Here is a 22,146-nt window from a genome sequence, read left to right on the forward strand (position 1 = left end):
CTCCAATTAAACTTTTTTAATCGGTGCAAACTCCGCTAATAGCCGCTTAATGCCTTCTTGGTTGAAAGCAATATCCAGTTCAGCATTTTCACCGTGACCACTAACTTTCACAACTGTACCTAAACCCCATTTCTTATGTTCAACTTGATCGCCCAACTGCCAATCAACGGAACCAGCTGTGGTTTTACCTGCTACTTGCGGTTTGGTTGGCGCTGATTGGGATTTATGAGCTGGTGTTTCAGCAAAAGGATACCTTGTTGTGGGCCGATTAAAGTCTTCCGGTTGTTCTGAAGAGTTTTCTAAGTCCAATAACTCTGGCTTGATTTCTTGGATAAATTGGGAAGGTTGATTAGATTGAGTTTTACCATAAAGCATCCGATTATAGGCATTTGTTAGATAAAGCTTAGTTTGCGCTCTGGTAATTCCCACATAAGCCAGCCGTCGCTCTTCTTCTAATTCATCAGGTTCACTTAAAGCACGTGCTAAAGGAAAAATTCCTTCTTCCATTCCGACTAAAAACACAACCGGAAATTCCAATCCCTTAGCTGCGTGCAAGGTCATCAAGGTAACTTGATCTGAATCAGTATCGCTCGTATCCTCACTGCTAACCAGCGCCAAGTCCGCCAAAAAATCATTTAAGGGATCTGCATCTTCATCAACTGGTTCGTATTCTTGATCAAATTGTTGAGTTACAGTTAATAATTCTTTGATGTTTTCCAAGCGGGTTTGAGCTTCTAAATTATTTTGCTTTTCTAAATCGCTTTGATAACCGCTTTGTTCCAAAACGGCAGTCATTAATTCCGTAATGGTTTGGCCACCGCGATGTCTGATCAACAAATCCATCATTTGGGCAAACTGCTCAAATTTATGACTCACACGACTTGTTAAAGGAGCAGTACTAGCTTGGCGAGCGGCTTCTAAGAGACTTAAATGCTTTTGCAAAGCATATTCGCGCAATTTATCTAATGAAGTTGCACCAATACCGCGTTTGGGTACATTGACAATCCGTTCAAAGCTTAAAGAATCTTTAGGATTAGCAATCAACTGCAAATAAGCCAAAACATCCCGAATTTCTTTGCGGTCATAAAACTTATGACCTCCGATGATTTGGTAAGGAATATTTGCTTTCAGTAATCGATCTTCTAAAATTCGCGATTGGGCATTAGTGCGATATAAAATCGCAAAATCGGTATATTTTAAATGCTCCTTTTGACAGCGTTTTTTGATTTGATCAATGACATAAATAGCTTCACTTTGTTCATTGTCAGCGCGATAATAGGTGATTTTTTCGCCTTGCTCATTATCGGTCCATAACTTTTTGGGTTTCCGATAGTTATTATTACTTATCACCTCATTAGCCGCTTGTAAAATAATCTTCGTAGAGCGGTAATTTTGTTCCAGTAAAATGGTCTGCGCCTGTGGATAATCTTTTTCAAAATTCATAATATTTTCCATGTTGGCACCCCGCCAACCGTAAATGCTTTGGTCACCATCACCCACAACGCATAAATTATGATATTTATCAGCCAATAGATGCACTAAGCGATACTGAGCATCATTAGTATCTTGATACTCATCAACATGGATATAGTGAAATTTATCTTGATAATTAGCCAAAATTAATGGATTTTTTTCAAATAATTCTATTGTTTTCATAATTAAATCATCAAAATCCATACTTTGATTCTCAAATAATGCTTGTTGATAACGCCGATATATCTTGGCCACTGTCTCTTCAAACAGAGTTTTAGCTGCCGTGGCAAAATCGGCTGGTGTTTGCAATTCATTTTTGGCTTGGCTAATCATACTCAAAATAGTCCGAGGATTATTTTGTTTAGGATCCAAGTTTTCTTGTTTTAAAATTTGTTTGATTAAAGTTAATTGTTCTGAAGAACCTGTGATTGTAAAGGCCCGACTATAATTAATTGCTTCGGCTTCATGCCGCAATATCCGAGCACACATCGAATGAAAAGTTGATACCCATACACCGGCTGCTTGATCACCTAATAATTTAGTTACTCGCTCTTGCATTTCACGAGCAGCCTTATTGGTAAAAGTAATAGCCAAAATATGCCAGGGCATTACTTGTTTTTCTTTAATTAAATAAGCAATCCGATGAGTTAACACTCGAGTTTTGCCGCTACCAGCTCCTGCCAAAATTAATAAAGGTCCTTGCGTAGCTACTGTGGCCTTTTTTTGCTGGTCATTTAATCCCTTAAGAATTGCGACTTCTGCCATTTAACTCTTCCTTTTTTCCAAAAATAATTTTTATCATTAAAATATCACAACCATAATTATAGCAAAATCAGCGCCACAAAACAGGTCTAATCAATCGCAATTCTCAATAAAAAAGAATTAGTACAAAAATTTTGCCTAATTCCGTTTAATTTGTTTTATTCTAAACCCACACGCTGAAAAATTTCATCTACATGCCGCAAATGCCACCGATAATCAAAGGCATCATCTAAATCTTGTTTGGATAAACGTTCAGTTACTTGAGCATCGTTATCTAATAATTGCCGAAAATCAAGATGCTTCTGCCAAACTTGTGCGGTTAATGGCTGTACAATATCATAAGCAGCTTCGCGACTCAATCCAGTTTTAATTAACTTTAACATGACTCTTTGTGAATAGATTAACCCGTGAGTTACTTGTAAGTCAGCTTCCATTTTTTCTGGAAAAACAGTTAACTCTTGGACAATCTTAGTAAAACGATGCAACATATAATCTAATAATTCGGTCGTATCTGGTAAAATAATTCTTTCTGCTGAACTATGAGAAATATCACGTTCGTGCCATAATTCAATATCTTCTAAGGCGGTAAACACATGCCCCTTAATCACTCGAGCCAAGCCGGTAACATTTTCCGAGCCAATTGGATTACGTTTATGCGGCATTGCTGAAGAGCCTTTTTGTCCCGAAGCAAAAAACTCTTCTACTTCACGCACTTCGGTACGTTGCAAATGGCGGATTTCTAATGCAAATCGCTCAATACCAGCAGCAATCAAAGCTAAAGTCATAATATATTCAGCATGTAAATCCCGTGGTAAAACTTGTGTTGAAATTTCTTGAGCACGCAAACCTAATTCTTGGCACACTAACGCTTCTGCTTGCGGAGAAATATTGGCAAAGGTACCAACAGCGCCACTAATTTTGCCTGCTTCCACACCAGCTGCTGCATGTTCAAAACGTTCTTGATGGCGCTTAATTTCAGAATACCAATTAGCTAATACCAAGCCAAACGTAGTTGGTTCTGCGTGAACTCCATGGGTGCGGCCAATCATGACTGTCTGTTTATATTGACGCGCTTTTTGAGCCACAACATCAGCTAAGTCTTGTAAATCTTGACGTAAAATATCATTGGCTTGTTTTAACAAATAACCATAAGCGGTATCCACAACATCAGTAGAAGTCACGCCAAAGTGAACCCATTTTTTTTCGGCACCTAGACTTTGAGAAATGGTACGGGTAAAAGCTACTACATCATGTTTAGTCACTTTTTCCATTGCTAAAATATCTTCAACCTTGAAGCTAGCATGTTCAACAATATTTTGTAAGTCTTGATCAGGAATTACACCTAGTTTATTCCAAGCGCGATCAACTGCAATTTCTACATCTAACCAAGCTTGATATTTATTCTGATCACTCCAAATGTGCGCCATTTGCTCTCTTTGATAACGTTTAATGACCATTATTACACCTTCCAAAATTTTGTTACATTTACATAGTGCTGTAATTTTTGATAATCATTCCCCAAAACAGTTACTACTCCCAAATAAGGATTCAAACAATCATGTTGCAGTTTTTCTGGAATTAAATTCAATTGCCATTGTGGATGATTCTGTAATTCTGTAATTGCTAGATCTAAGTTATCTTTAGTTACTACTAAGTTGCAACCAGCAATTAAAGGCTGCAGATTAGGTACTGGCCAGCTGCACACACTCCGTAAAAATAGTTCTTCTTGAGAATAAGCAGTCACTGCTTGATAAATATTAGCCGCAAACACCGTTCCCAAATAAATTCTCTCCACATAAAGTGCTTGGGCCTTGGTTGTGCATAACTTTATCGCAATTAATCCCCGAAAATTGACATTTTTAGCAATTGTCTGGGCGATTTCCTTGATTTCACCTTGTAAAATGGAATTGAATTGTGGATTAATCAACGCCGTGTGTGCCCACCGATTTTGTGATGTTAGTTGCACAACTGGATAAGTTGCAATTTGCCCATGCTCATCTTTGCTGGCTAAAACTACAAATTCTTGTTGGATATCTAGTAGTGATTCTAAAATAAACGATCCTTGTAAAATATGATATGCATCTATTTCATCTTGATTATAAAAAACTTTCCCATCAATCGCACTAACATCTTTTTGAATGGGTTTCAAAATACAGGGAAAACCAATTTCTTGAACAGTTTTTTGTAAATCTTGATCATCAACCACTGCAGCAAAGGGTACTACATTTAGATTATGATTATTCAAAAAACTTTTTTCTAAGTAACGATCTTGAACCAAATCCAAAATTTGTGTGCCTTGGACTAACTTTTCTCGTCCCTCAATTTGATCCAGCAAATCTAAGTGTAAATCCTCATTATCATAAATTACCAAGTCTGATTGCGAAAATAAATTTTGCAAATCTGCCACTTGATGATGAGAACCAACAATTAACTGCACGTTTTCATGATTAGCTAAGGCCGCTTTTTTTGCCAAAATAACGACTTTAAAGCCCATTTTTAGGGCTTGTTGTGTTAATAAAAAGGTGGACTGACCACCGCCAATAATTCCAATCGTACTTGCTGGACCTAAAAAGCTCATGAACCTTTCCCCTATTCTTCTTCAAACACAACCTGTCCGTTTTTAAAAGCCTTAATTCGGGCAAGTGATAAAATTGGTATATTTTGATGATCGATTAATTGTCGTCCTTTTTGGAAGGTCTTTTCAATGACAATTCCAATACCCTCTAACGTTGCATCTGCTTGTTGAATAATATTGGTTAAACCAGACACCGCTTGACCATTAGCCAAAAAATCATCAATGATTAAAACATGATCTTCTTTACTCAAAAAGTTTTTTGAAATACTAATTTTATTAGTGGTCTTTTTTGTAAATGAATACACATCAGCAACGTACATATCATTATTCATAGTAATCGATTTATGTTTACGCGCAAAAACCACAGGCACTTCAAACGCTAGGCCTGTCATCACTGCAGGGGCAATGCCTGATGATTCGACAGTTAAAACTTTAGTAATCGGTTTATCTTGAAAATATTCATAAAACTCTTGCCCCATTTTGTGCATTAAAACTGGATCTACTTGATGATTTAAAAAGCTATCAACTTTTAAAACATCTTCTCCCAATACACGTCCATCACGTTTAATTCGCGCTTCTAATTCTTTCACAGCTTTTTCTCCCTTAAAATTTAACTTTATCTTATTTTAACAGGCTTTAGACTCAGACAAAAGTCATTCCTTAGTAAAATTGCGAATAATTCGAGAATAAATATCATTATATAAGTAAAAATAGCGACCATTTGTTCTCATTAACCAATTAAAGTTCGTACTTCGTCTTTTAAAGCCGTTTTTTGCAAATAACTAAATACTAAGTTCTTAATTGTCATAACGATTGAGATGATATTTTTCAATAATTCTAATTATTTTTTGAGTATAATCGGGATCTGTGGCATAACCATCTATTTGCAAGCTATTAGCTGCTTCTAAATAATTCTTGGATGCGAGCACATGTTGATATTGTTGCTTATTCCAAGTAGTACCCTTGGCTAACAACACCGCATGATCTGCTATAGAAGCATCAAAACTGGGATAAACTTTAAAACTGGCTGCAATTGTAACCCACTGCCCATTTTGATATTCCTGCGTTTTTAACATTTGAGAATTATTGGGATCATCACTTTTAATTCCAAATAAATTATGATATTTGCTGGCTAATTGGCTTTGGCCCCAGTCACTTTCTAAAATGGCCTGCGCAATTGTAATACTAGGTAAAATATTATACATTCGGCCATACTTAATCGCAGCTGGTGTTAGTGTTTGAATAAACTCTTCGTGTTGCTGCTGAATTGTTTTGACTTGAATTGGTTCTTGAGCAACCATCCTATTTTGCCGCACAAAATTTCTTGCTAAAATAATTGCTGACAAAATAATCAACAACGCAATTGAACTGGCACAAAATGTCAAAAACGTCTGTCGTTGCCGTTTAGTAATTCTTTTTCTTTTCGTCAATTTTCAACTCTCCATAGAAAATTAACTTTATCATAACATTGAATCGAAGCTTAAGATACAAAAAAACCAGCCTTTAGGCTGGTCAAAAGCTAATAACTAAATATTAATTTTTATCAACGTTAACAGCTTGTGGGCCACGATCGCTTTCTTCGATATCGAAAGTTACTGATTGACCTTCTTCAAGAGTTTTGTATCCTTCACCGTTAATAGCGGAGAAATGTACAAATACATCGCTACCGTCTTCGCGAGTAATAAAACCATAACCTTTTTCAGCGTTAAACCATTTTACTGTTCCATGTTCCATGTGAACAATCCTCCTAAAAAACTACTTTTTGCATTTCTTTGTGGCACTGGAAGCTAGTTACACATGAACCATCGAACCATAACCATTCAAAAATACAAGTTCATAATAACATGTAATATCAAATATAGCAAATAATTTTTGTTTTAACTTTATATATTAAGTCAACTTTTTTGAACAAATACTTTTGAGTAAAGTCAAAAAAAAACCGTTTATAGAAATAACTCCATAAACGGTCAACCAATAAAGTCATGCGGGTAAGAAGACTCGAACTTCCACGGAGATAACTCTCCACAAGATCCTTAGTCTTGCGCGTCTGCCAATTCCGCCATACCCGCAAACAATACCTTTTTATTATAATATGAACGGACAGATTCTGCAAGACAATTTAATTCATTTGGTTCATTTTCATCAAATATTTACCAATTTTATCTAAAATTTGATCCTGAGCCTCTTCAGAGGCTGCAAATGCGGATTCGTCAACAGTTCGATCATCTTTCATACTGTTAATCATATCCTGACATGCTTGCGTATAGTCTTTATAAGCTTGTACAAGCGATAAATGAACTCCCATCAATTTAGCAGGTGCCTTGGCATTATGCAATTTATCGGTTAGTTTAGCATATTCGTCAGTACCACTTTGAAAATCTCCTTGAATTTTTAAATACTCGGAAGATTTCATGTCTGTTAAATTACCAGCAGCGAGTGCCTCTTTAATTTGTTGAAATTTAGGATTTAAATCATCCTGAATTTTTTGCGTGTCTTCAATTACTTCATTTAAGACGTGTGCATAGGTAATGGCTCTTTTTTGTGCTTGATTCATAATAAGTCTCCTTAGTTAAAAGTATCAAAAACTGTATACGGCAATCTTCTTTTATGGGCAGTTTTTTGATACCAAGATTCGATTTTTTCAGCAGCTGCAAGAGCTATTTCTTTACCTTCCAAGTAATCATCAATATCTTGATAACTTACTCCTAAAGCTGCTTCATCAGCTAATCCTGGACGTTGATCTTCTAAATCCGCTGTAGGGGTTTTGGTAATCAGTGCTGCAGGTGCTGCTAAATATTGCAATAATTGTCTGCCTTGTCGCTTATCTAAGCGAAATAAGGGTGTTAAATCGGCAGCTCCATCACCATATTTAGTATAAAAGCCAGTAATATTTTCTGCTGCATGATCGGTTCCGACTACACATCCCTTTAAATCACCTGCTAGCGCATATTGAACAATCATGCGTTGACGGGCCTTAATATTACCCTTATTAAAATCAGAAATTTTCAGGCCATTACTTTCAACACTTGCAACCGTGGCATCAACAGCAGGTTTAATATTAACACGCAGTGTTTGATCAGGCTTAATCCAGTCTAAAGCCTTTAACGCATCACTTTCATCAGCTTGCTCACCATAAGGTAAGCGAACTGCTACAAATTGATAATTGGGATTACCAGACTGTTGGCGCAGTTGCTCAATTGCCATTTGGCATAAGCGTCCAGCTAAAGTTGAATCTTGTCCCCCAGAAATACCTAAGACTAAAGTTAACAAGTGATTCTTTTGTAAAAAACTTTGCAAAAAAGTAATTGAGCGTTGTACTTCTTTAGCTGGATCAATGTGAGGTTGTACTTTTTCATATGCAATAATTTGTTCTTGTAAAGGTCGCATTTTTATCTCCTTATTAATCATCCGTACCCATATTTTTGACTTGTTGATGCACATATTCAATATAGTGCCGTTTATGATCATAAAGGCGTTGTGATAAGTCTACTGGATAATCTTGAGGATTCAGATCACGCTTATATTCATCCCATAATGAATCTAAATTTTGTCGACAATAATTTCTAATTTGCGCTAAAGTCGGTAATTGATAGACCAATTGGCCATTCTCAAATATAGATTGTAACACTGGGCGCGCCTTAAAATCAGTAATGGTTTTATTAATGTAGGTATATTGGGGATGAAACATATATAATTCTTGTAATTCATTAGGATTTTCGTCGCGTAAAGTGACATAATCACCTTCAGATTTGTCATCTTTTTTGCTGTTAGTAATCCGCCAAACTTGCTTTTGACCAGGAGTACTGATTTTTTCAGCATTGCTGGATAATTTGAGTGTATCCATCATATTGCCATTGCCATCTTCAATGGCTACCATCTTATAAACTGCCCCTAAAGCTGGCTGATCATAACCTGTAATTAAATGAGTGCCGACACCCCAAATATCAATTTTTGCTCCTTGCATTTTCAAATTTTGAATCTTAATTTCATCTAAATCATTAGAAGCAACTATTTTGGCATCAGGGTAGCCAGCGTTATCTAGTTTTTCACGCACTCGTTTGGAAATATAAGCCATATCGCCAGAATCAATGCGTACGCCTTTAAAGCTAATTTTATCGCCCATTTCCTTAGCCACTTTAATTGCGCTCGGTACCCCACTTTTGAGCGTATCATAAGTATCAACCAAAAAGGTACAGTCATGATGAGTTTGTGCATAGGCTTTAAATGCTTCATAATCATTTTGATAGTATTGCACCAAGGCATGAGCATGAGTTCCAGCTACTGGAATATTGAAAACTTTACCTGCTCGAACATTACTGGTTGCATCAAAGCCGGCAATATAAGCAGCCCGTGCTCCCCAAACACCAGCTTCTAATTCTTGCGCACGTCGAGACCCAAATTCAAGTAAGACATCATCACCCGCAGCTGACTTGATGCGTGATGCTTTAGTAGCAATTAAGACTTGATAGTTAATAATACTTAAAATCGCTGTTTCCACTAGTGAACATTGATCAAGGGGACCTTCAACTTGAAAAATGGGTTCATTGGCAAAGACCAAATCGCCTTCAACTACAGAACGCACATCACAACAGAAGGTCATATTCTTCAAGTATTGTAAAAAACCTTCATCAAATTCTCCGTTTTCACGTAAATAATCAATATCCGAATCGCTAAAGTGTAAATTTTGCAAATAATTCACGACTTGTTCTAAGCCCGCAAAAATAGCATAGCCACTATTAAAAGGATTTTGACGAAAATAGCATTCAAACACAGCTCGCCGACGATTAATTCCTTTTTTCCAATAGGTATACATCATATTTAAAATATAATAATCTGTGTGCAAAGCTAAGCCATCGTCTAAATTATTGATTTTCATAATTTTGCCTTTCTTCCTCAATTAAACATTTTGATAAATTTTCATTAATGCGGTCGCCAAATTAGCACTGGAAAAATGTTGCGAACAATATTGATAAAATTTTTGACCCATTGGCCGTAATTGATCTTGTTGCCATTTCTCGTAGGCTGCTGTTAACGCTTTTGTTAACTGACTACTATTTTCCGGAGCAACAATCCAACCAGTATCGTCCTTAACAATCCAATCACAAGATCCCACATCAGTGGAAATCGCTGGAATACCTTGGTTGGCAGCTTCTAACAATACAAGAGGAAAACCCTCGGAATTAGAAGTCAAAACAAAAATATCAGCAGCATGATAATAAGGCATCGTATCATCTTGAAAACCGACAAATTCTACTTTTTGTTCTAAATCCAACTTTTTTGCTAAATTCTTTAGTTCGTTTTCTAATTCACCATCTCCTACAATGCGTAATTGAAAGTTAAAATCTACTTTAGCTAAGGTTTGTAATAGCAATTTTTGATTTTTGACGGGCATTAAGCGAGCCACATTTGTGATCGAAAATATTTCATGATGCACAGTTTGAGGACATTCTGCGGAAAATTCCATCGCATTAAAAATTGGGGTCATTTTATTTTCCGCAATGCCTAAATCCATTAAAACTGACTTAAAGCGCGGCGTAATTAAAATAAGATGATCGGCCTTTTTAATAGCAGCGGTGTTTAACTTTGTTAAGAAATTACCCTTGGTGTTATTCGAAAAATCAATAAACGGATCACTATGTACAGTAACAATCCATTTGGCAGCAACATGCTTATGAATCAATCCCATAATAAAGTTAGCACGGGGACCATGTGTGTTAACTATATCAATATGATTATCATTAATAAACTTGCGTAATCGACCAGCAACTCTTAAATCCATTCTTCCTTCTTGATTCATAATTGTTGTTGGAATATCAGCTTTTTGAGCCCAATCTGATACTGGTCCTTTTTCAAAAACTATTAATTGTGTATCTATTTTTTGTTTTTTCAATGCTTTTAATAAATTAATAAGAATTGTGCGGCCGCCACCACTTTCTGTACCGGCATTTACTTGTAAAATTTTCATGATTAATCCTCACGTTCAATTGTTAAAAACCTTTACTTATCGTAAACTTATTATATCAAATAAGGAGTTGACATTAACTTTGAGTAAAACAATTACAATTTTAAATCTACCTTTTATTAATACTACTAATCAACAATTTATCTCTAATCTCCAAAAAAAAATAACCACGAAACAAAATACTTTTATTGTAACGGCTAATCCGGAAATTGCTGTTTACGCATATGATCATCCCCAATTTCAAAAATTGGTTCAAACAGCTGATTATATTACACCTGATGGTATCGGAATTATCAAAGCAAGTCAAATCATCCAGCAACCTCTTAAAGAACGAATTACCGGGTTTGATACACTTACTAGTTTACTAGAAATTGCAAATAATAGTAGTCTTAAGGTCTATTTATTAGGTGCTAAACCTGAAGTATTACAAAAAACTGTCCAAAATGTCAAAAAAAAGTATCCTAATCTCCAATTAGTCGGCAGTCATGATGGTTATTTTTCCGATGATCAAGAAATTGTTGCAGATATCAAACAATTACAACCAAATATTGTGGCAGTAGCACTCGGATATCCTAAACAAGAAGAATTTATCGCCCAGCATCGCCAGCTTTGTCCAGCTATCTGGATTGGTGTGGGTGGCAGCTTTGATGTCTTATCAGGTACGGTTAAGCGCGCTCCGAAAATTTTTCAAAAATTAAATTTAGAATGGCTTTATCGGTTTATTAGTCACCCTTCTCGATTATCTAGATTTAAAAACTTGCCCCGTTTTATCTATTTAGTTAAACATGTTCATTAATATAATAATGGAGCTGGAAAATTAATTCCAGCTCCATTTATTATATCCAAGTTATTTTAGAGATGTTGCATTCAATAAATAAGCACTGATAGAACTAAAATAAATACTTACTGCGGGTGCATTTAGCACATGCCCGGCTAATAAAGACATAAAAATTCCAATCGCAACAGCTGCAAAATACAATAAATTACTTTGGATCATATTAGTATTCCAATAACGTAAAAATTTATATAATAAAATCACCATCGTCATTAATAAAGGTGCAATAACGACAATAAAGCCAATAATTCCAAATTGAAAGAACAAATCAAACCAATCCATTTCCACTGTGCGTGGGTGTTTACGATAATTACTACCATACCCCATACCAAATAGTTTTTGGGCAAGCGGTGCTTTATTATAGTGTCGACTATTAAATTCAAAATAATTAGTGCGTCCACTTAAGAGCTTGGCTAAAACAGGGTTACTGAGTTCTTGGTTATCCAGTAAAAATTTTTCATAATGATCTAAATGTTTGCGGTTTTTCTTTTTATGCAATAACTTCAATTTATTAAGTCGATTTTCTCTGACTATTTTTGCTTGAATAACACTATTGGTATGCACTGGAGAAACTGGATAAGAAACAGCAATCCCCACTACAATTAAGCAAGTCAAAGCAAGACTAATCAATATGTTCTTTTTATCTTTGGTGTGCTTAGGCCAAAAGAAATAGATGATTATTTGATAAACAAATGCAAAGATTAATCCAATAATCATCCCGTAAAAACAACTTTTTGTTCCGACCATAATTATTGATAATGCTGCAAAAATAACACCAATCCAAGTCCAATACTGACCTACTGCATGACTTCTTTTTAAAGCATATAACACCACTAAAGGAAACAGAATAGCTAAAATTGCTCCCAACTCATTACCAGCGTTAAACCAGCCAGTTTGGCCCATTTTACCTTGGGGATAGGTGGAAAAACTCGTATGTGTGATAGCTGCCGCAATCATCACAACATTAATTATCATTTCTGCCCAATAAAACACCTTAGGCACCAGTTGAGCTAGCTGTTGTTTGCTCAAATTACGAAATGCATAATAAAATCCTACTAGAATAACAATATAATGCAAACTCTTAAAAATTGCGGCAATCTCCGTAAAAGAAGCAAAAACCGGCTTATTAAACTTATTAACGGCTAAATTAATAACTATAATCAGAGCCAGACATAAAAAATACCACCAAATATGCCTATCTAGCCAATTTTTATTTTCCTTTGCTGCCATTGCAATAAAATATAAAATAGCTAATAGCATTATGGCCCGAACAACGATTCCCAGCGTTAAGCTAAAATGCGGCATAATCCTTACCTGCCAACCTGTAATCACATCTAGTATTGGTTGAACAAGAATATACATCATTAACAAAACACTAAATCTTGTTATATTAATCTTTTTCAAAATAGAAAACTCCAATTATCTTTCTAAATAAAATTCAAAACGATCTCCAACATACTGAGACCGCACATACTCAAAGGGACGACCATCACTCAACATTGTTATCTGTCGCAAGCGTAAAATGGGAGTTCCTTTTTTAATTTGCAGTAATTCTGACACTTTTTCTGAAGAGAGCATCGCCGAAACTGTCTGAAAAGCATGCCCCAATTGATAACCGTGCTTTTCTAAAGCGTGATAAAGCGATTTAACAATTTCATCACGACTAATTCCCGTAACAATATCTGCCGGAACAGAGGTAATATCAAAACAAATTGGAATATTATCAGCCAGTCTAATTCTCTCCATTCTCAAAACCGAAAATGGCGAATCTATCTGTAATTGCTCTTGTTCACTCAAACTAGACTCAGCAAAATAGTAGGAGACTAACTTACTGGAAGGCTTTTTGCCTTGAGATAACATGATATCAGTAAAACTAGTAGTTCCTGACATTTTTTCTTGAACTTTTTGACTGGCAATATAAGTTCCAGAGCCGACTTTACGTTGCAAAATACCTTCATCAACTAAAGTTTGAATTGCTTGTCTCATAGTCATTCGACTGACATTAAACTTCTTAGCTAAGGCTCGTTCTGAAGGTATACGCTGTCCAACATGCCATTTGCTTTCGGCAATTGTTTGCTTAATTTGATTATGGATTTGGACATAGATTGGCTCTTGCATTATACACCCTCCTTCAGCAAGTTTCATCCCAATTATCAATTGCTCATAAACAATATTATTTTAAATTAATTTATTCAGTAAGTCGACCTTTTAGTTACAAAAAAAGCTGAAACATTCGTTTCAGCTATCTATTGGGTTAGCTGGATTCGAACCAGCGCATAATGGAGTCAAAGTCCATTGCCTTACCACTTGGCTATAACCCAATCAATGGAAGGGAGTGGATTCGAACCACCGAACCCGAAGGAGCGGATTTACAGTCCGCCGCGTTTAGCCAGACTTCGCTACCCTTCCAAAATATTATCTTAAAGAACAATAAATATAATAATCGAATTAAAGACATTTTGCAAGTATTAATTTAAAATTCTTTAGATAATATTTCATTTAATTAATTGATACCGGCCATTAACTTCTCAATTTTTGGTGTTAATACGAGCAAGATTGCTGCAAAAGCAATTGCCACAATCCCAACAACACCAAAATAAGTTGCTTCATGTCCAGGATAAAATTGCACTACTTGAGCATTAATTGCCTGCCCCGCAGCATCTGCCAAAAACCACATACTCATCATTTCGGAAGAGAAAGCTTTAGGAGCAAGTTTAGTAGTTACAGACAAGCCGATTGGCGAAATTAACATTTCACCAATTTCAACAATTCCCCAACTCAAAACTAACCACCATGGACTTACTTTGCCACCATTACCAGTCATTAATGGAATTAACAAAACCAAATAAGAAATACCCGTTACGACTAATCCCATCCAGAATTTAGCTGGTGATGAAGGCTGTTTTTTACCTAATTTAGTCCACAACCACGCAAATATTGGCGTATAAAGAACAATAAATAATGGATTTAACGATTGGAACCAACTAGGAACTAATTTATCCAAATGTAATCCTAAGAAATTAAGATTAACATTTAACTGTGTATTATTAGCAACAAACAAGCCCAACACTGTTGATCCCTGCTCTTCAATTGCCCAAAAAATAACAGCTGCAATAAATAAAGCAATATAAGCACGTACCCGTGACTTTTCCACTTTTGTAACTTTTTGACTAGATAAAATAATTACAAAATAAGCGATCGGCAAAGCGACACCCAAAATCGTAAATAAAGTAATAATATTAGTCAGATTGACTGCATGAACAGCAAATAAAATTGCAAAAATGACAATAACAATTGCTAAACAAATTGCTACTCGCTTGTATAATTTTTTCTTTTCAGCATCAGACAATGGATCTGGGGCTTGCAAACTATTATCTGGTAAATATTTTTTGCCTTGGAAATAATAAGTAATTAAGCCAAAGAACATCCCAATTGCAGCCAAAGAAAAACCAACATGAAAATTAAAGGACTTCCAGGCTTGACCAACTACAATCGGAGCAATTAATGAACCAATATTGATACCCATAACAAAAATACTAAAACCAGCATCACGTCGAGGATCATTTTCACTATAAAGTCCCCCAACCATTTCTGAAACGTTAGGCTTTAATAATCCAGTACCAATTGTAATAAATAAAATTGAAAGATATAAAGTCGGCTTTCCCATCGGCAATGATAAGAAAATATGACCGAACATAATCAAAACTCCGCCCCAAAAGACAGTTCTTCGACTACCTAAGATACGATCACTGATAAAACCACCTAAAACACTAGTCATATAAACTAGTGAACCGTAAATGGACATTATCGATACTGCAGTTACTTGGTTAAAACCTAAACCACCACGACTAACAGCATAATACATGTAATACAATAAAATCGCGCGCATACCATAATAACTGAATCTTTCCCAAAATTCAGTCATAAACAACGTCGACAAACCATAAGGTTGGCCGAAAAATTTCTTTTCTTTGTTTTTTGTAGCCATTATCACTTCTCCTAAAATTAAATAACGATACTTAATTTTAATATTTATTAGAAGGAATGTCAAAAATTGCTCTTATATAACTTATTGCCAACCATTAGTTTGAAAATCACAATCACGTTTTTTTATGCCGGATACATACGGATTGTTAGCCACATAAAAACGTAAAGGCCGATCATGCCAATTACCCTGGCTAACATTAACTCTGGGAGCAGCTATGATCTTTTGAGGACATTTAACCCGTCTATTAGAAATATCTAACGGTGTTTGCTGTAAAGGACATAAATTTAATTCTAATGAATTAATACCTAGCGCTGCCATTAACTTACCCGGTCCATTAGTTAAATTAACTCCTTTTTGCTGCCGATTTTGTTCCATAATCTTTATTCCATGTGTTGGCTGCAATGCCCTAATTAAAATCCCTTGTGGTTCATTAACTTTTTGCGTCGCTACGTCTAACATATAATGGCCATAAATTGAGTAAATATAAATAGTTCCTGCTTGCGCGTACAACGCTTCATTAGCCGGACTACGGCGTCCCTGAAAAGAATGTGCAGCTGTATCTTCAATTCCCATATAAGCTTCCGCTTCTACAATTAAACCGCCAATAATCCCTTTAGATGAATTATATGTTAACTCATGACCTAATAAATTTTGTGTAATAATATCTGTTGAATCTTTTTTAAAAAATGATGTAGCAATCATAGAATCTCCTCATTATAATGTGATAAAATAAATTTTAACGATATTATTATTGTAATAAAATTAGAAATAATTCATATTAATCCTTAGTAACGCATTGTGAAAACAGTTATTCTGCCATTGTTCGGGATAATTTTATCAAATCTAAACTTAAGCAGGTGAAAAAATGAAAATATTAATGACAAATTCAATTAACTCTTCTATTTATCAGAATAGCCTTCAAATTAGACAAGAAGTCTTTGTTCAAGAACAAAAAGTTCCAACTAATATTGAAGTAGATAACTATGAAGAACGGTGTACTTATTATGTTGGTTACATTAACCATACACCAGTTGCAACAGCGCGTAATTATCTCACTGAAGATCACGGCTGGCACATTCAGCGAGTGGCTGTACTTAAAAAATACCGCCAACAAGGTTATGCCCGTGAATTACTGACTTTCATTGAAAATCAAGCACGCCAACAACATATTAACTACTTAATCTTAGGTGCCCAAGATCAAGCACAAACTTTCTATCTCAAGCAAGGCTTTACTGTAGTTGGTGAACAATTCGTAGAAGCAGGAATTAAGCATCATAATATGATTAAGCAACTCACAAATTAATTATTTTAATAGAAAACAAAAAGTAAGGTATATTCACCAATTGAATATACCTTACTTTTACAATAAATACTATTATGCCGGCTGCAGGACTCGAACCTGTGACCCCCGGATTACGACACCGATGCTCTACCAGCTGAGCTAAGCCGGCACAAAATATTTAGTTACAAAAAAAGCCGGCAACCCGACTATTTAACTCCGGTTGTCAGACTCGAACTGACGACACCCTGATTAACAGTCAGATGCTCTACCAACTGAGCTAAACCGGATTAATAAGCGTGGCAGCGTCCTAGCCTCGCAGGTAGTTTCCCACCAACTACTCTCGGCGCTGAGAAGCTTAACTTCTGTGTTCGGCATGAGAACAGGTGTATCCTTCTCGCTATCGCCACCACACTTTGCCTCTGAAAGAACCTTCGTTCCCTCAAAACTGAATATTAAGAGTCCGTTCTGCGCTCGGTTAAGCCCTCGACCGATTAGTATTGCTCCGCTCCAATTATCACTAACCTTCCACGCGCAACCTATCTACCTCATCTTCTTTGAGGGGTCTTACTTCATTACTGAATGGGAAATCTCATCTTGAGGTGGGTTTCACACTTAGATGCTTTCAGCGTTTATCCCTTCCATACATAGCTACCCAGCGATGCTCTTGGCAGAACAACTGGTGCACCAGCGGTATGTCCATCCCGGTCCTCTCGTACTAAGGACAGATCCTCGCAAATTTCCTCCGCCCGCGACGGATAGGGACCGAACTGTCTCACGACGTTCTGAACCCAGCTCGCGTACCGCTTTAATGGGCGAACAGCCCAACCCTTGGGACCGACTACAGCCCCAGGATGCGATGAGCCGACATCGAGGTGCCAAACCTCCCCGTCGATGTGAACTCTTGGGGGAGATAAGCCTGTTATCCCCAGGGTAGCTTTTATCCGTTGAGCGATGGCCCTTCCATACGGTGCCACCGGATCATTAAGCCCGACTTTCGTCCCTGCTCGACTTGTCTGTCTCACAGTCAAGCTCCCTTCTGCCTTTACACTCTGCGAATGATTTCCAACCATTCTGAGGGAACCTTTGGGCGCCTCCGTTACTGTTTAGGAGGCGACCGCCCCAGTCAAACTGCCCACCTGACACTGTCTCCCGCCATGCTTCAATGGCGCGGGTTAGAACCTTCATCTAACAAGGGTAGTATCCCACCAGTGCCTCCGTCGATACTAGCGTACCGACCTCTTCGGCTCCTACCTATCCTGTACATGTTACACAAAAATTCAATATCAAGCTACAGTAAAGCTCCATGGGGTCTTTCCGTCCTGTCGCGGGTAACCCGCATCTTCACGGGTATTATAATTTCACCGAGTCTATTGTTGAGACAGTGCCCAAATCATTACGCCTTTCGTGCAGGTCGGAACTTACCCGACAAGGAATTTCGCTACCTTAGGACCGTTATAGTTACGGCCGCCGTTTACTGGGGCTTCAATTCAAACCTTCGCTTACGCTAAGCTCTCCTCTTAACCTTCCAGCACCGGGCAGGCGTCAGCCCCTATACGTCATCTTTCGATTTGGCAGAGACCTGTGTTTTTGATAAACAGTTGTTTGGGCCTTTTCACTGCGGCTGGCTCTTACACCAGCACCCCTTCTCCCGAAGTTACGGGGCCATTTTGCCGAGTTCCTTAACAATAGTTCACTCGCTCACCTTAGAATTCTCATCTCGACTACCTGTGTCGGTTTGCGGTACGGGTAACCAGTTCCTCACTAGAAGCTTTTCTTGGCAGTGTGACTCTCGTGCTTCGCTACTTATATTTCGCTCCCCATCACAGCTCGTCCTTAGAAGTAAGCATTTAACTCACTCCCAGACTCACTGCTTGGACATGCTTTTCCAGCTGCATGCTCACGTTTATCTCCTGCGTCCCTCCATTGCTCAAACAGAACTGATCAGTACAGGAATCTCAACCTGTTTTCCATCGGCTACGCCTTTCGGCCTCGTCTTAGGTCCCGACTTACCCTGGGCGGACGAGCCTTCCCCAGGAATCCTTAGTCATTCGGTGGACCAGATTCTCACTGGTCTTTCGCTACTCATACCGGCATTCTCACTTCTAAGCGCTCCACCAGTCCTCACGATCTGGCTTCTTCGTGCTTACAACGCTCTCCTATCGCATAACTATTTCTAGTTACACCCACAGTTTCGGTACCATACTTAGCCCCGGTACATTTTCGGCGCAGAGTCACTCGACTAGTGAGCTATTACGCACTCTTTGAATGCATTGCTGCTTCTAAGCCAACATCCTAGTTGTCTATGCAGCTCCACTTCCTTTTCCACTTAGTATGGATTTTGGGACCTTAACTGGTGATCTGGGCTGTTCCCCTTTCGACTACGGATCTTATCACTCATAGTCTGACTCCCGGGTATAGATTAATGGCATTCGGAGTTTATCTGAATTCAGTAACCCTTGATGGGCCCCTAGTCCAAACAGTGCTCTACCTCCATAATCCTCTTCCCCGAGGCTAGCCCTAAAGCTATTTCGGAGAGAACCAGCTATCTCCAAGTTCGTTTGGAATTTCACCGCTACCCACACCTCATCCCCGCAATTTTCAACTTACGTGGGTTCGGTCCTCCAGTGCGTTTTACCGCACCTTCAACCTGGACATGGGTAGGTCACTTGGTTTCGGGTCTACGTCAAACTACTTTGCGCCCTCTTCAGACTCGCTTTCGCTGCGGCTCCGTCTTCTCAACTTAACCTCGCAATTTAACGTAACTCGCCGGTTCATTCTACAAAAGGCACGCCATCACTCTTTAACGAGCTCTGACTACTTGTAGGCACACGGTTTCAGGATCTGTTTCACTCCCCTCCCGGGGTGCTTTTCACCTTTCCCTCACGGTACTAGTTCACTATCGGTCACTAGGGAGTATTTAGCCTTGGGAGATGGTCCTCCCAGATTCCGACGGGGTTTCACGTGCCCCGCCGTACTCAGGATCCTGGTTGAGTGCTCTTGATTTCGTCTACAAGACTGTCACTTTCTTCGGTGCAGCTTCCCAACTGCTTCGACTATCGCAAGCCTTTTTCCTCGTCTACCAGTCCTACTACCCCAACAAGCATGCTCGTTGGTTTGGGCTCTTTCCTTTTCGCTCGCCGCTACTCCGGAAATCGATTTTTCTTTCTCTTCCTGTGGCTACTTAGATGTTTCAGTTCACCACGTCTTCCCCACATTAACTACTTCATTTCATTAATGTGTGACTGAGCTTGACCTCAGCCGGGTTCCCCCATTCGGATATCTCCGGTTCTTCGCTTACTTACAGCTCCCCGAAGCATTTCGGTGTTTGTTCCGTCCTTCATCGGCTCCTAGTGCCTAGGCATCCACCGTGCGCCCTTATCATCTTAACCTATTTCTTAATTCTTTTCTTGAATCTCTCGATTCGCGCAGTTTCTCGGTGATATACTTTTGCATATCGTTTCTCTTAATATTCAGTTTTCAAGGTTCAAAGTTTCTTTTGTTTGAGAGTTGACCTCTCAAAACTGAACAAAGTTTCCACAAAAGTGCTTCCGTTTATTTTCCTTAGAAAGGAGGTGATCCAGCCGCAGGTTCTCCTACGGCTACCTTGTTACGACTTCACCCTAATCATTTGTCCCACCTTAGACGGCTGGCTCCCTTACGGGTTACCCCACCGGCTTTGGGTGTTACAAACTCTCATGGTGTGACGGGCGGTGTGTACAAGGCCCGGGAACGTATTCACCGCGGCATGCTGATCCGCGATTACTAGCGATTCCAGCTTCATGCAGGCGAGTTGCAGCCTGCAATCCGAACTGAGAATGGTTTTAAGAGATCTGCTTGCCCTCGCGAGTTCGCTTCTCATTGTACCATCCATTGTAGCACGTGTGTAGCCCAGGTCATAAGGGGCATGATGATTTGACGTCGTCCCCACCTTCCTCCGGTTTGTCACCGGCAGTCTCACTAGAGTGCCCAACTTAATGCTGGCAACTAGTAACAAGGGTTGCGCTCGTTGCGGGACTTAACCCAACATCTCACGACACGAGCTGACGACAACCATGCACCACCTGTCTTCCTGTCCCCGAAGGGAACCTCTAATCTCTTAGACTTGCAGGAGATGTCAAGACCTGGTAAGGTTCTTCGCGTTGCTTCGAATTAAACCACATGCTCCACCGCTTGTGCGGGCCCCCGTCAATTCCTTTGAGTTTCAACCTTGCGGTCGTACTCCCCAGGCGGAGTGCTTAATGCGTTAGCTGCAGCACTGAGAGGCGGAAACCTCCCAACACTTAGCACTCATCGTTTACGGCATGGACTACCAGGGTATCTAATCCTGTTCGCTACCCATGCTTTCGAGCCTCAGCGTCAGTTACAGACCAGAGAGCCGCCTTCGCCACTGGTGTTCTTCCATATATCTACGCATTTCACCGCTACACATGGAGTTCCACTCTCCTCTTCTGCACTCAAGTCTGCCAGTTTCTGATGCTCTTCCTCAGTTAAGCTGAGGGCTTTCACATTCAGACTTAACAGACCGCCTGCGCTCCCTTTACGCCCAATAAATCCGGACAACGCTTGCCACCTACGTATTACCGCGGCTGCTGGCACGTAGTTAGCCGTGACTTTCTGGTTGATTACCGTCACGATGTGAGCAGTTACTCTCACACCCGTTCTTCTTCAACAACAGGATTTTACGATCCGAAAACCTTCTTCATCCACGCGGCGTTGCTCCATCAGACTTGCGTCCATTGTGGAAGATTCCCTACTGCTGCCTCCCGTAGGAGTTTGGGCCGTGTCTCAGTCCCAATGTGGCCGATTACCCTCTCAGGTCGGCTACGTATCATTGCCTTGGTGAACCGTTACTCCACCAACTAGCTAATACGCCGCAGGTCCATCCTAAAGTGACAGCCGAAACCGTCTTTCAACTTCTCGTCATGTGACCAGAAGGTTTATGCGGTATTAGCACCTGTTTCCAGATGGTATCCCCCGCTTTAGGGTAGGTTACCTACGTGTTACTCACCCATCCGCCGCTCGTTCCATTAATTCCGCCCGAAGGCTTCCTTAACTTCACTCGCTCGACTTGCATGTATTAGGCACGCCGCCAGCGTTCGTCCTGAGCCAGGATCAAACTCTCATTTTTTGTAGTTCTTTCTCTTGCTCATGACTTGAACTCGCGTTCTTGTCTTTTCTTTATTGCTTTTCTCATTGACAGGTTCTTATTGAACCCTGCACTTTTGCGTTTAGAAACTTTATTCAGTTTTCAAAGATCAACCTTCGCTGT

At 38.9% G+C, this 22,146-nt stretch carries 16 protein-coding genes, 5 tRNA genes and 3 rRNA genes; 2 read left to right on the plus strand and 22 right to left on the minus strand.

Translation table 11 applies throughout. The annotated features are described in order from the left end of the window. Positions 1-6: 6 nt before the first annotated feature. The 11 genes from pcrA to DS830_RS05340 all read right to left on the minus strand — a co-directional run bounded on the left by pcrA (position 7) and on the right by DS830_RS05340 (position 10,775). Complete coding sequence (gene pcrA / locus DS830_RS05290) at positions 7-2,238, minus strand: DNA helicase PcrA (RefSeq protein WP_118908527.1); 2,232 nt, start codon at positions 2,236-2,238, stop codon at positions 7-9. A 155-nt stretch (positions 2,239-2,393) separates the two neighbouring features. After that, a complete protein-coding gene (gene purB, locus DS830_RS05295) occupies positions 2,394-3,692 on the minus strand; it encodes an adenylosuccinate lyase (protein WP_118908528.1) in 1,299 nt (432 codons plus the stop codon). Positions 3,693-3,694: 2 nt separating this feature from the next. Beyond that, the gene (locus tag DS830_RS05300; RefSeq protein ID WP_118908529.1) at positions 3,695-4,813 is read right to left on the minus strand and encodes an ATP-grasp domain-containing protein; all 1,119 of its coding nucleotides are present in this window, start codon (positions 4,811-4,813) and stop codon (positions 3,695-3,697) included. A gap of 11 nt (positions 4,814-4,824) precedes the next feature. After that, a complete protein-coding gene (locus DS830_RS05305) occupies positions 4,825-5,400 on the minus strand; it encodes a xanthine phosphoribosyltransferase (protein WP_118902866.1) in 576 nt (191 codons plus the stop codon). 207 nt (positions 5,401-5,607) lie between these two features. Beyond that, a complete protein-coding gene (locus DS830_RS05310; protein WP_240366788.1) occupies positions 5,608-6,240 on the minus strand; it encodes a glycoside hydrolase family 73 protein in 633 nt (210 codons plus the stop codon). A gap of 103 nt (positions 6,241-6,343) precedes the next feature. Next, positions 6,344-6,544, minus strand: coding sequence for a cold-shock protein (locus DS830_RS05315; protein WP_118902869.1), 201 nt, complete (start codon positions 6,542-6,544; stop codon positions 6,344-6,346). 249 nt (positions 6,545-6,793) lie between these two features. Next, a tRNA-Leu gene (locus DS830_RS05320) sits at positions 6,794-6,879 on the minus strand. Positions 6,880-6,929: 50 nt separating this feature from the next. After that, the gene (locus DS830_RS05325; protein ID WP_118908530.1) at positions 6,930-7,364 is read right to left on the minus strand and encodes a hypothetical protein; all 435 of its coding nucleotides are present in this window, start codon (positions 7,362-7,364) and stop codon (positions 6,930-6,932) included. An 11-nt stretch (positions 7,365-7,375) separates the two neighbouring features. Next, positions 7,376-8,197 (minus strand): ammonia-dependent NAD(+) synthetase, encoded by an 822-nt coding sequence (gene nadE / locus DS830_RS05330; protein WP_118902875.1) that lies wholly within the window; start codon positions 8,195-8,197, stop codon positions 7,376-7,378. A 13-nt stretch (positions 8,198-8,210) separates the two neighbouring features. Beyond that, on the minus strand, positions 8,211-9,686 hold the full coding sequence (locus DS830_RS05335) for a nicotinate phosphoribosyltransferase (RefSeq protein ID WP_118902878.1): 1,476 nt from the start codon (positions 9,684-9,686) through the stop codon (positions 8,211-8,213). Positions 9,687-9,707: 21 nt separating this feature from the next. Beyond that, positions 9,708-10,775, minus strand: coding sequence for a glycosyltransferase (locus tag DS830_RS05340; protein WP_118908531.1), 1,068 nt, complete (start codon positions 10,773-10,775; stop codon positions 9,708-9,710). Positions 10,776-10,854: 79 nt separating this feature from the next. Here DS830_RS05340 and DS830_RS05345 point away from each other — a divergent pair, with 79 nt between their 5' ends. Continuing rightward, positions 10,855-11,568 (plus strand): WecB/TagA/CpsF family glycosyltransferase, encoded by a 714-nt coding sequence (locus tag DS830_RS05345; protein ID WP_240366789.1) that lies wholly within the window; start codon positions 10,855-10,857, stop codon positions 11,566-11,568. A 51-nt stretch (positions 11,569-11,619) separates the two neighbouring features. Here the strand turns inward: DS830_RS05345 and DS830_RS05350 are convergent, their stop codons facing one another. The 6 genes from DS830_RS05350 to DS830_RS05375 form a co-directional block, all read right to left on the minus strand. Next, entirely contained in the window at positions 11,620-13,011 is a 1,392-nt protein-coding gene (locus DS830_RS05350; RefSeq protein WP_118908533.1) for an O-antigen ligase family protein, read from the minus strand. Between the two features lie 15 nt (positions 13,012-13,026). Next, positions 13,027-13,725 carry a GntR family transcriptional regulator gene (locus DS830_RS05355; protein ID WP_118902889.1) on the minus strand — a complete coding sequence of 233 codons (699 nt, stop codon included), beginning with the start codon at positions 13,723-13,725 and terminating at the stop codon, positions 13,027-13,029. A 131-nt stretch (positions 13,726-13,856) separates the two neighbouring features. Beyond that, a tRNA-Gln gene (locus DS830_RS05360) sits at positions 13,857-13,928 on the minus strand. A gap of 5 nt (positions 13,929-13,933) precedes the next feature. Further along, positions 13,934-14,016 (minus strand) — tRNA-Tyr (locus DS830_RS05365). Positions 14,017-14,110: 94 nt separating this feature from the next. Then, positions 14,111-15,595, minus strand: coding sequence for a peptide MFS transporter (locus DS830_RS05370; RefSeq protein WP_118908534.1), 1,485 nt, complete (start codon positions 15,593-15,595; stop codon positions 14,111-14,113). A gap of 81 nt (positions 15,596-15,676) precedes the next feature. Then, positions 15,677-16,297 carry a DNA-3-methyladenine glycosylase gene (locus DS830_RS05375; protein ID WP_205526772.1) on the minus strand — a complete coding sequence of 207 codons (621 nt, stop codon included), beginning with the start codon at positions 16,295-16,297 and terminating at the stop codon, positions 15,677-15,679. Between the two features lie 163 nt (positions 16,298-16,460). On the opposite strand from DS830_RS05375, the gene DS830_RS05380 reads away from it, so the two are divergent. After that, the gene (locus DS830_RS05380) at positions 16,461-16,898 is read left to right on the plus strand and encodes a GNAT family N-acetyltransferase (protein WP_118908535.1); all 438 of its coding nucleotides are present in this window, start codon (positions 16,461-16,463) and stop codon (positions 16,896-16,898) included. Positions 16,899-16,973: 75 nt separating this feature from the next. Here DS830_RS05380 and DS830_RS05385 read toward each other — a convergent pair. From DS830_RS05385 to DS830_RS05405, 5 genes are all read right to left on the minus strand, one after another. Then, a tRNA-Thr gene (locus DS830_RS05385) sits at positions 16,974-17,046 on the minus strand. A 45-nt stretch (positions 17,047-17,091) separates the two neighbouring features. Beyond that, positions 17,092-17,164, minus strand: a tRNA-Asn gene (locus tag DS830_RS05390). A gap of 7 nt (positions 17,165-17,171) precedes the next feature. Then, positions 17,172-17,288 (minus strand): 5S ribosomal RNA (rrf, locus tag DS830_RS05395). A 60-nt stretch (positions 17,289-17,348) separates the two neighbouring features. Beyond that, positions 17,349-20,266: ribosomal RNA gene (locus DS830_RS05400) — 23S ribosomal RNA — on the minus strand. A gap of 176 nt (positions 20,267-20,442) precedes the next feature. Beyond that, a 16S ribosomal RNA gene (locus DS830_RS05405) occupies positions 20,443-22,005 on the minus strand. Together the 16S, 23S and 5S rRNA genes with 2 tRNA genes alongside form the textbook arrangement of a ribosomal RNA operon. Positions 22,006-22,146: the final 141 nt, after the last annotated feature.

Origin of the sequence: Bombilactobacillus bombi, from assembly GCF_003522965.1 — a bacterium.
Classification (GTDB): Bacteria; Bacillota; Bacilli; order Lactobacillales; family Lactobacillaceae; genus Bombilactobacillus; species Bombilactobacillus bombi.

Bases quoted from the DNA above. Each gene is read 5' to 3' on its own strand.
- DS830_RS05315 (WP_118902869.1), bottom strand. From the start codon at position 6,544: ATGGAACATGGAACAGTAAAATGGTTTAACGCTGAAAAAGGTTATGGT.
- DS830_RS05380 (WP_118908535.1), top strand. From the start codon at position 16,461: ATGAAAATATTAATGACAAATTCAATTAACTCTTCTATTTATCAGAAT.
- DS830_RS05325 (WP_118908530.1), bottom strand. From the start codon at position 7,364: ATGAATCAAGCACAAAAAAGAGCCATTACCTATGCACACGTCTTAAAT.
- DS830_RS05335 (WP_118902878.1), bottom strand. From the start codon at position 9,686: ATGAAAATCAATAATTTAGACGATGGCTTAGCTTTGCACACAGATTAT.
- purB (WP_118908528.1), bottom strand. From the start codon at position 3,692: ATGGTCATTAAACGTTATCAAAGAGAGCAAATGGCGCACATTTGGAGT.
- pcrA (WP_118908527.1), bottom strand. From the start codon at position 2,238: ATGGCAGAAGTCGCAATTCTTAAGGGATTAAATGACCAGCAAAAAAAG.
- nadE (WP_118902875.1), bottom strand. From the start codon at position 8,197: ATGCGACCTTTACAAGAACAAATTATTGCATATGAAAAAGTACAACCT.
- DS830_RS05355 (WP_118902889.1), bottom strand. From the start codon at position 13,725: ATGCAAGAGCCAATCTATGTCCAAATCCATAATCAAATTAAGCAAACA.
- DS830_RS05375 (WP_205526772.1), bottom strand. From the start codon at position 16,297: ATGATTGCTACATCATTTTTTAAAAAAGATTCAACAGATATTATTACA.
- DS830_RS05340 (WP_118908531.1), bottom strand. From the start codon at position 10,775: ATGAAAATTTTACAAGTAAATGCCGGTACAGAAAGTGGTGGCGGCCGC.
- DS830_RS05370 (WP_118908534.1), bottom strand. From the start codon at position 15,595: ATGGCTACAAAAAACAAAGAAAAGAAATTTTTCGGCCAACCTTATGGT.
- DS830_RS05300 (WP_118908529.1), bottom strand. From the start codon at position 4,813: ATGAGCTTTTTAGGTCCAGCAAGTACGATTGGAATTATTGGCGGTGGT.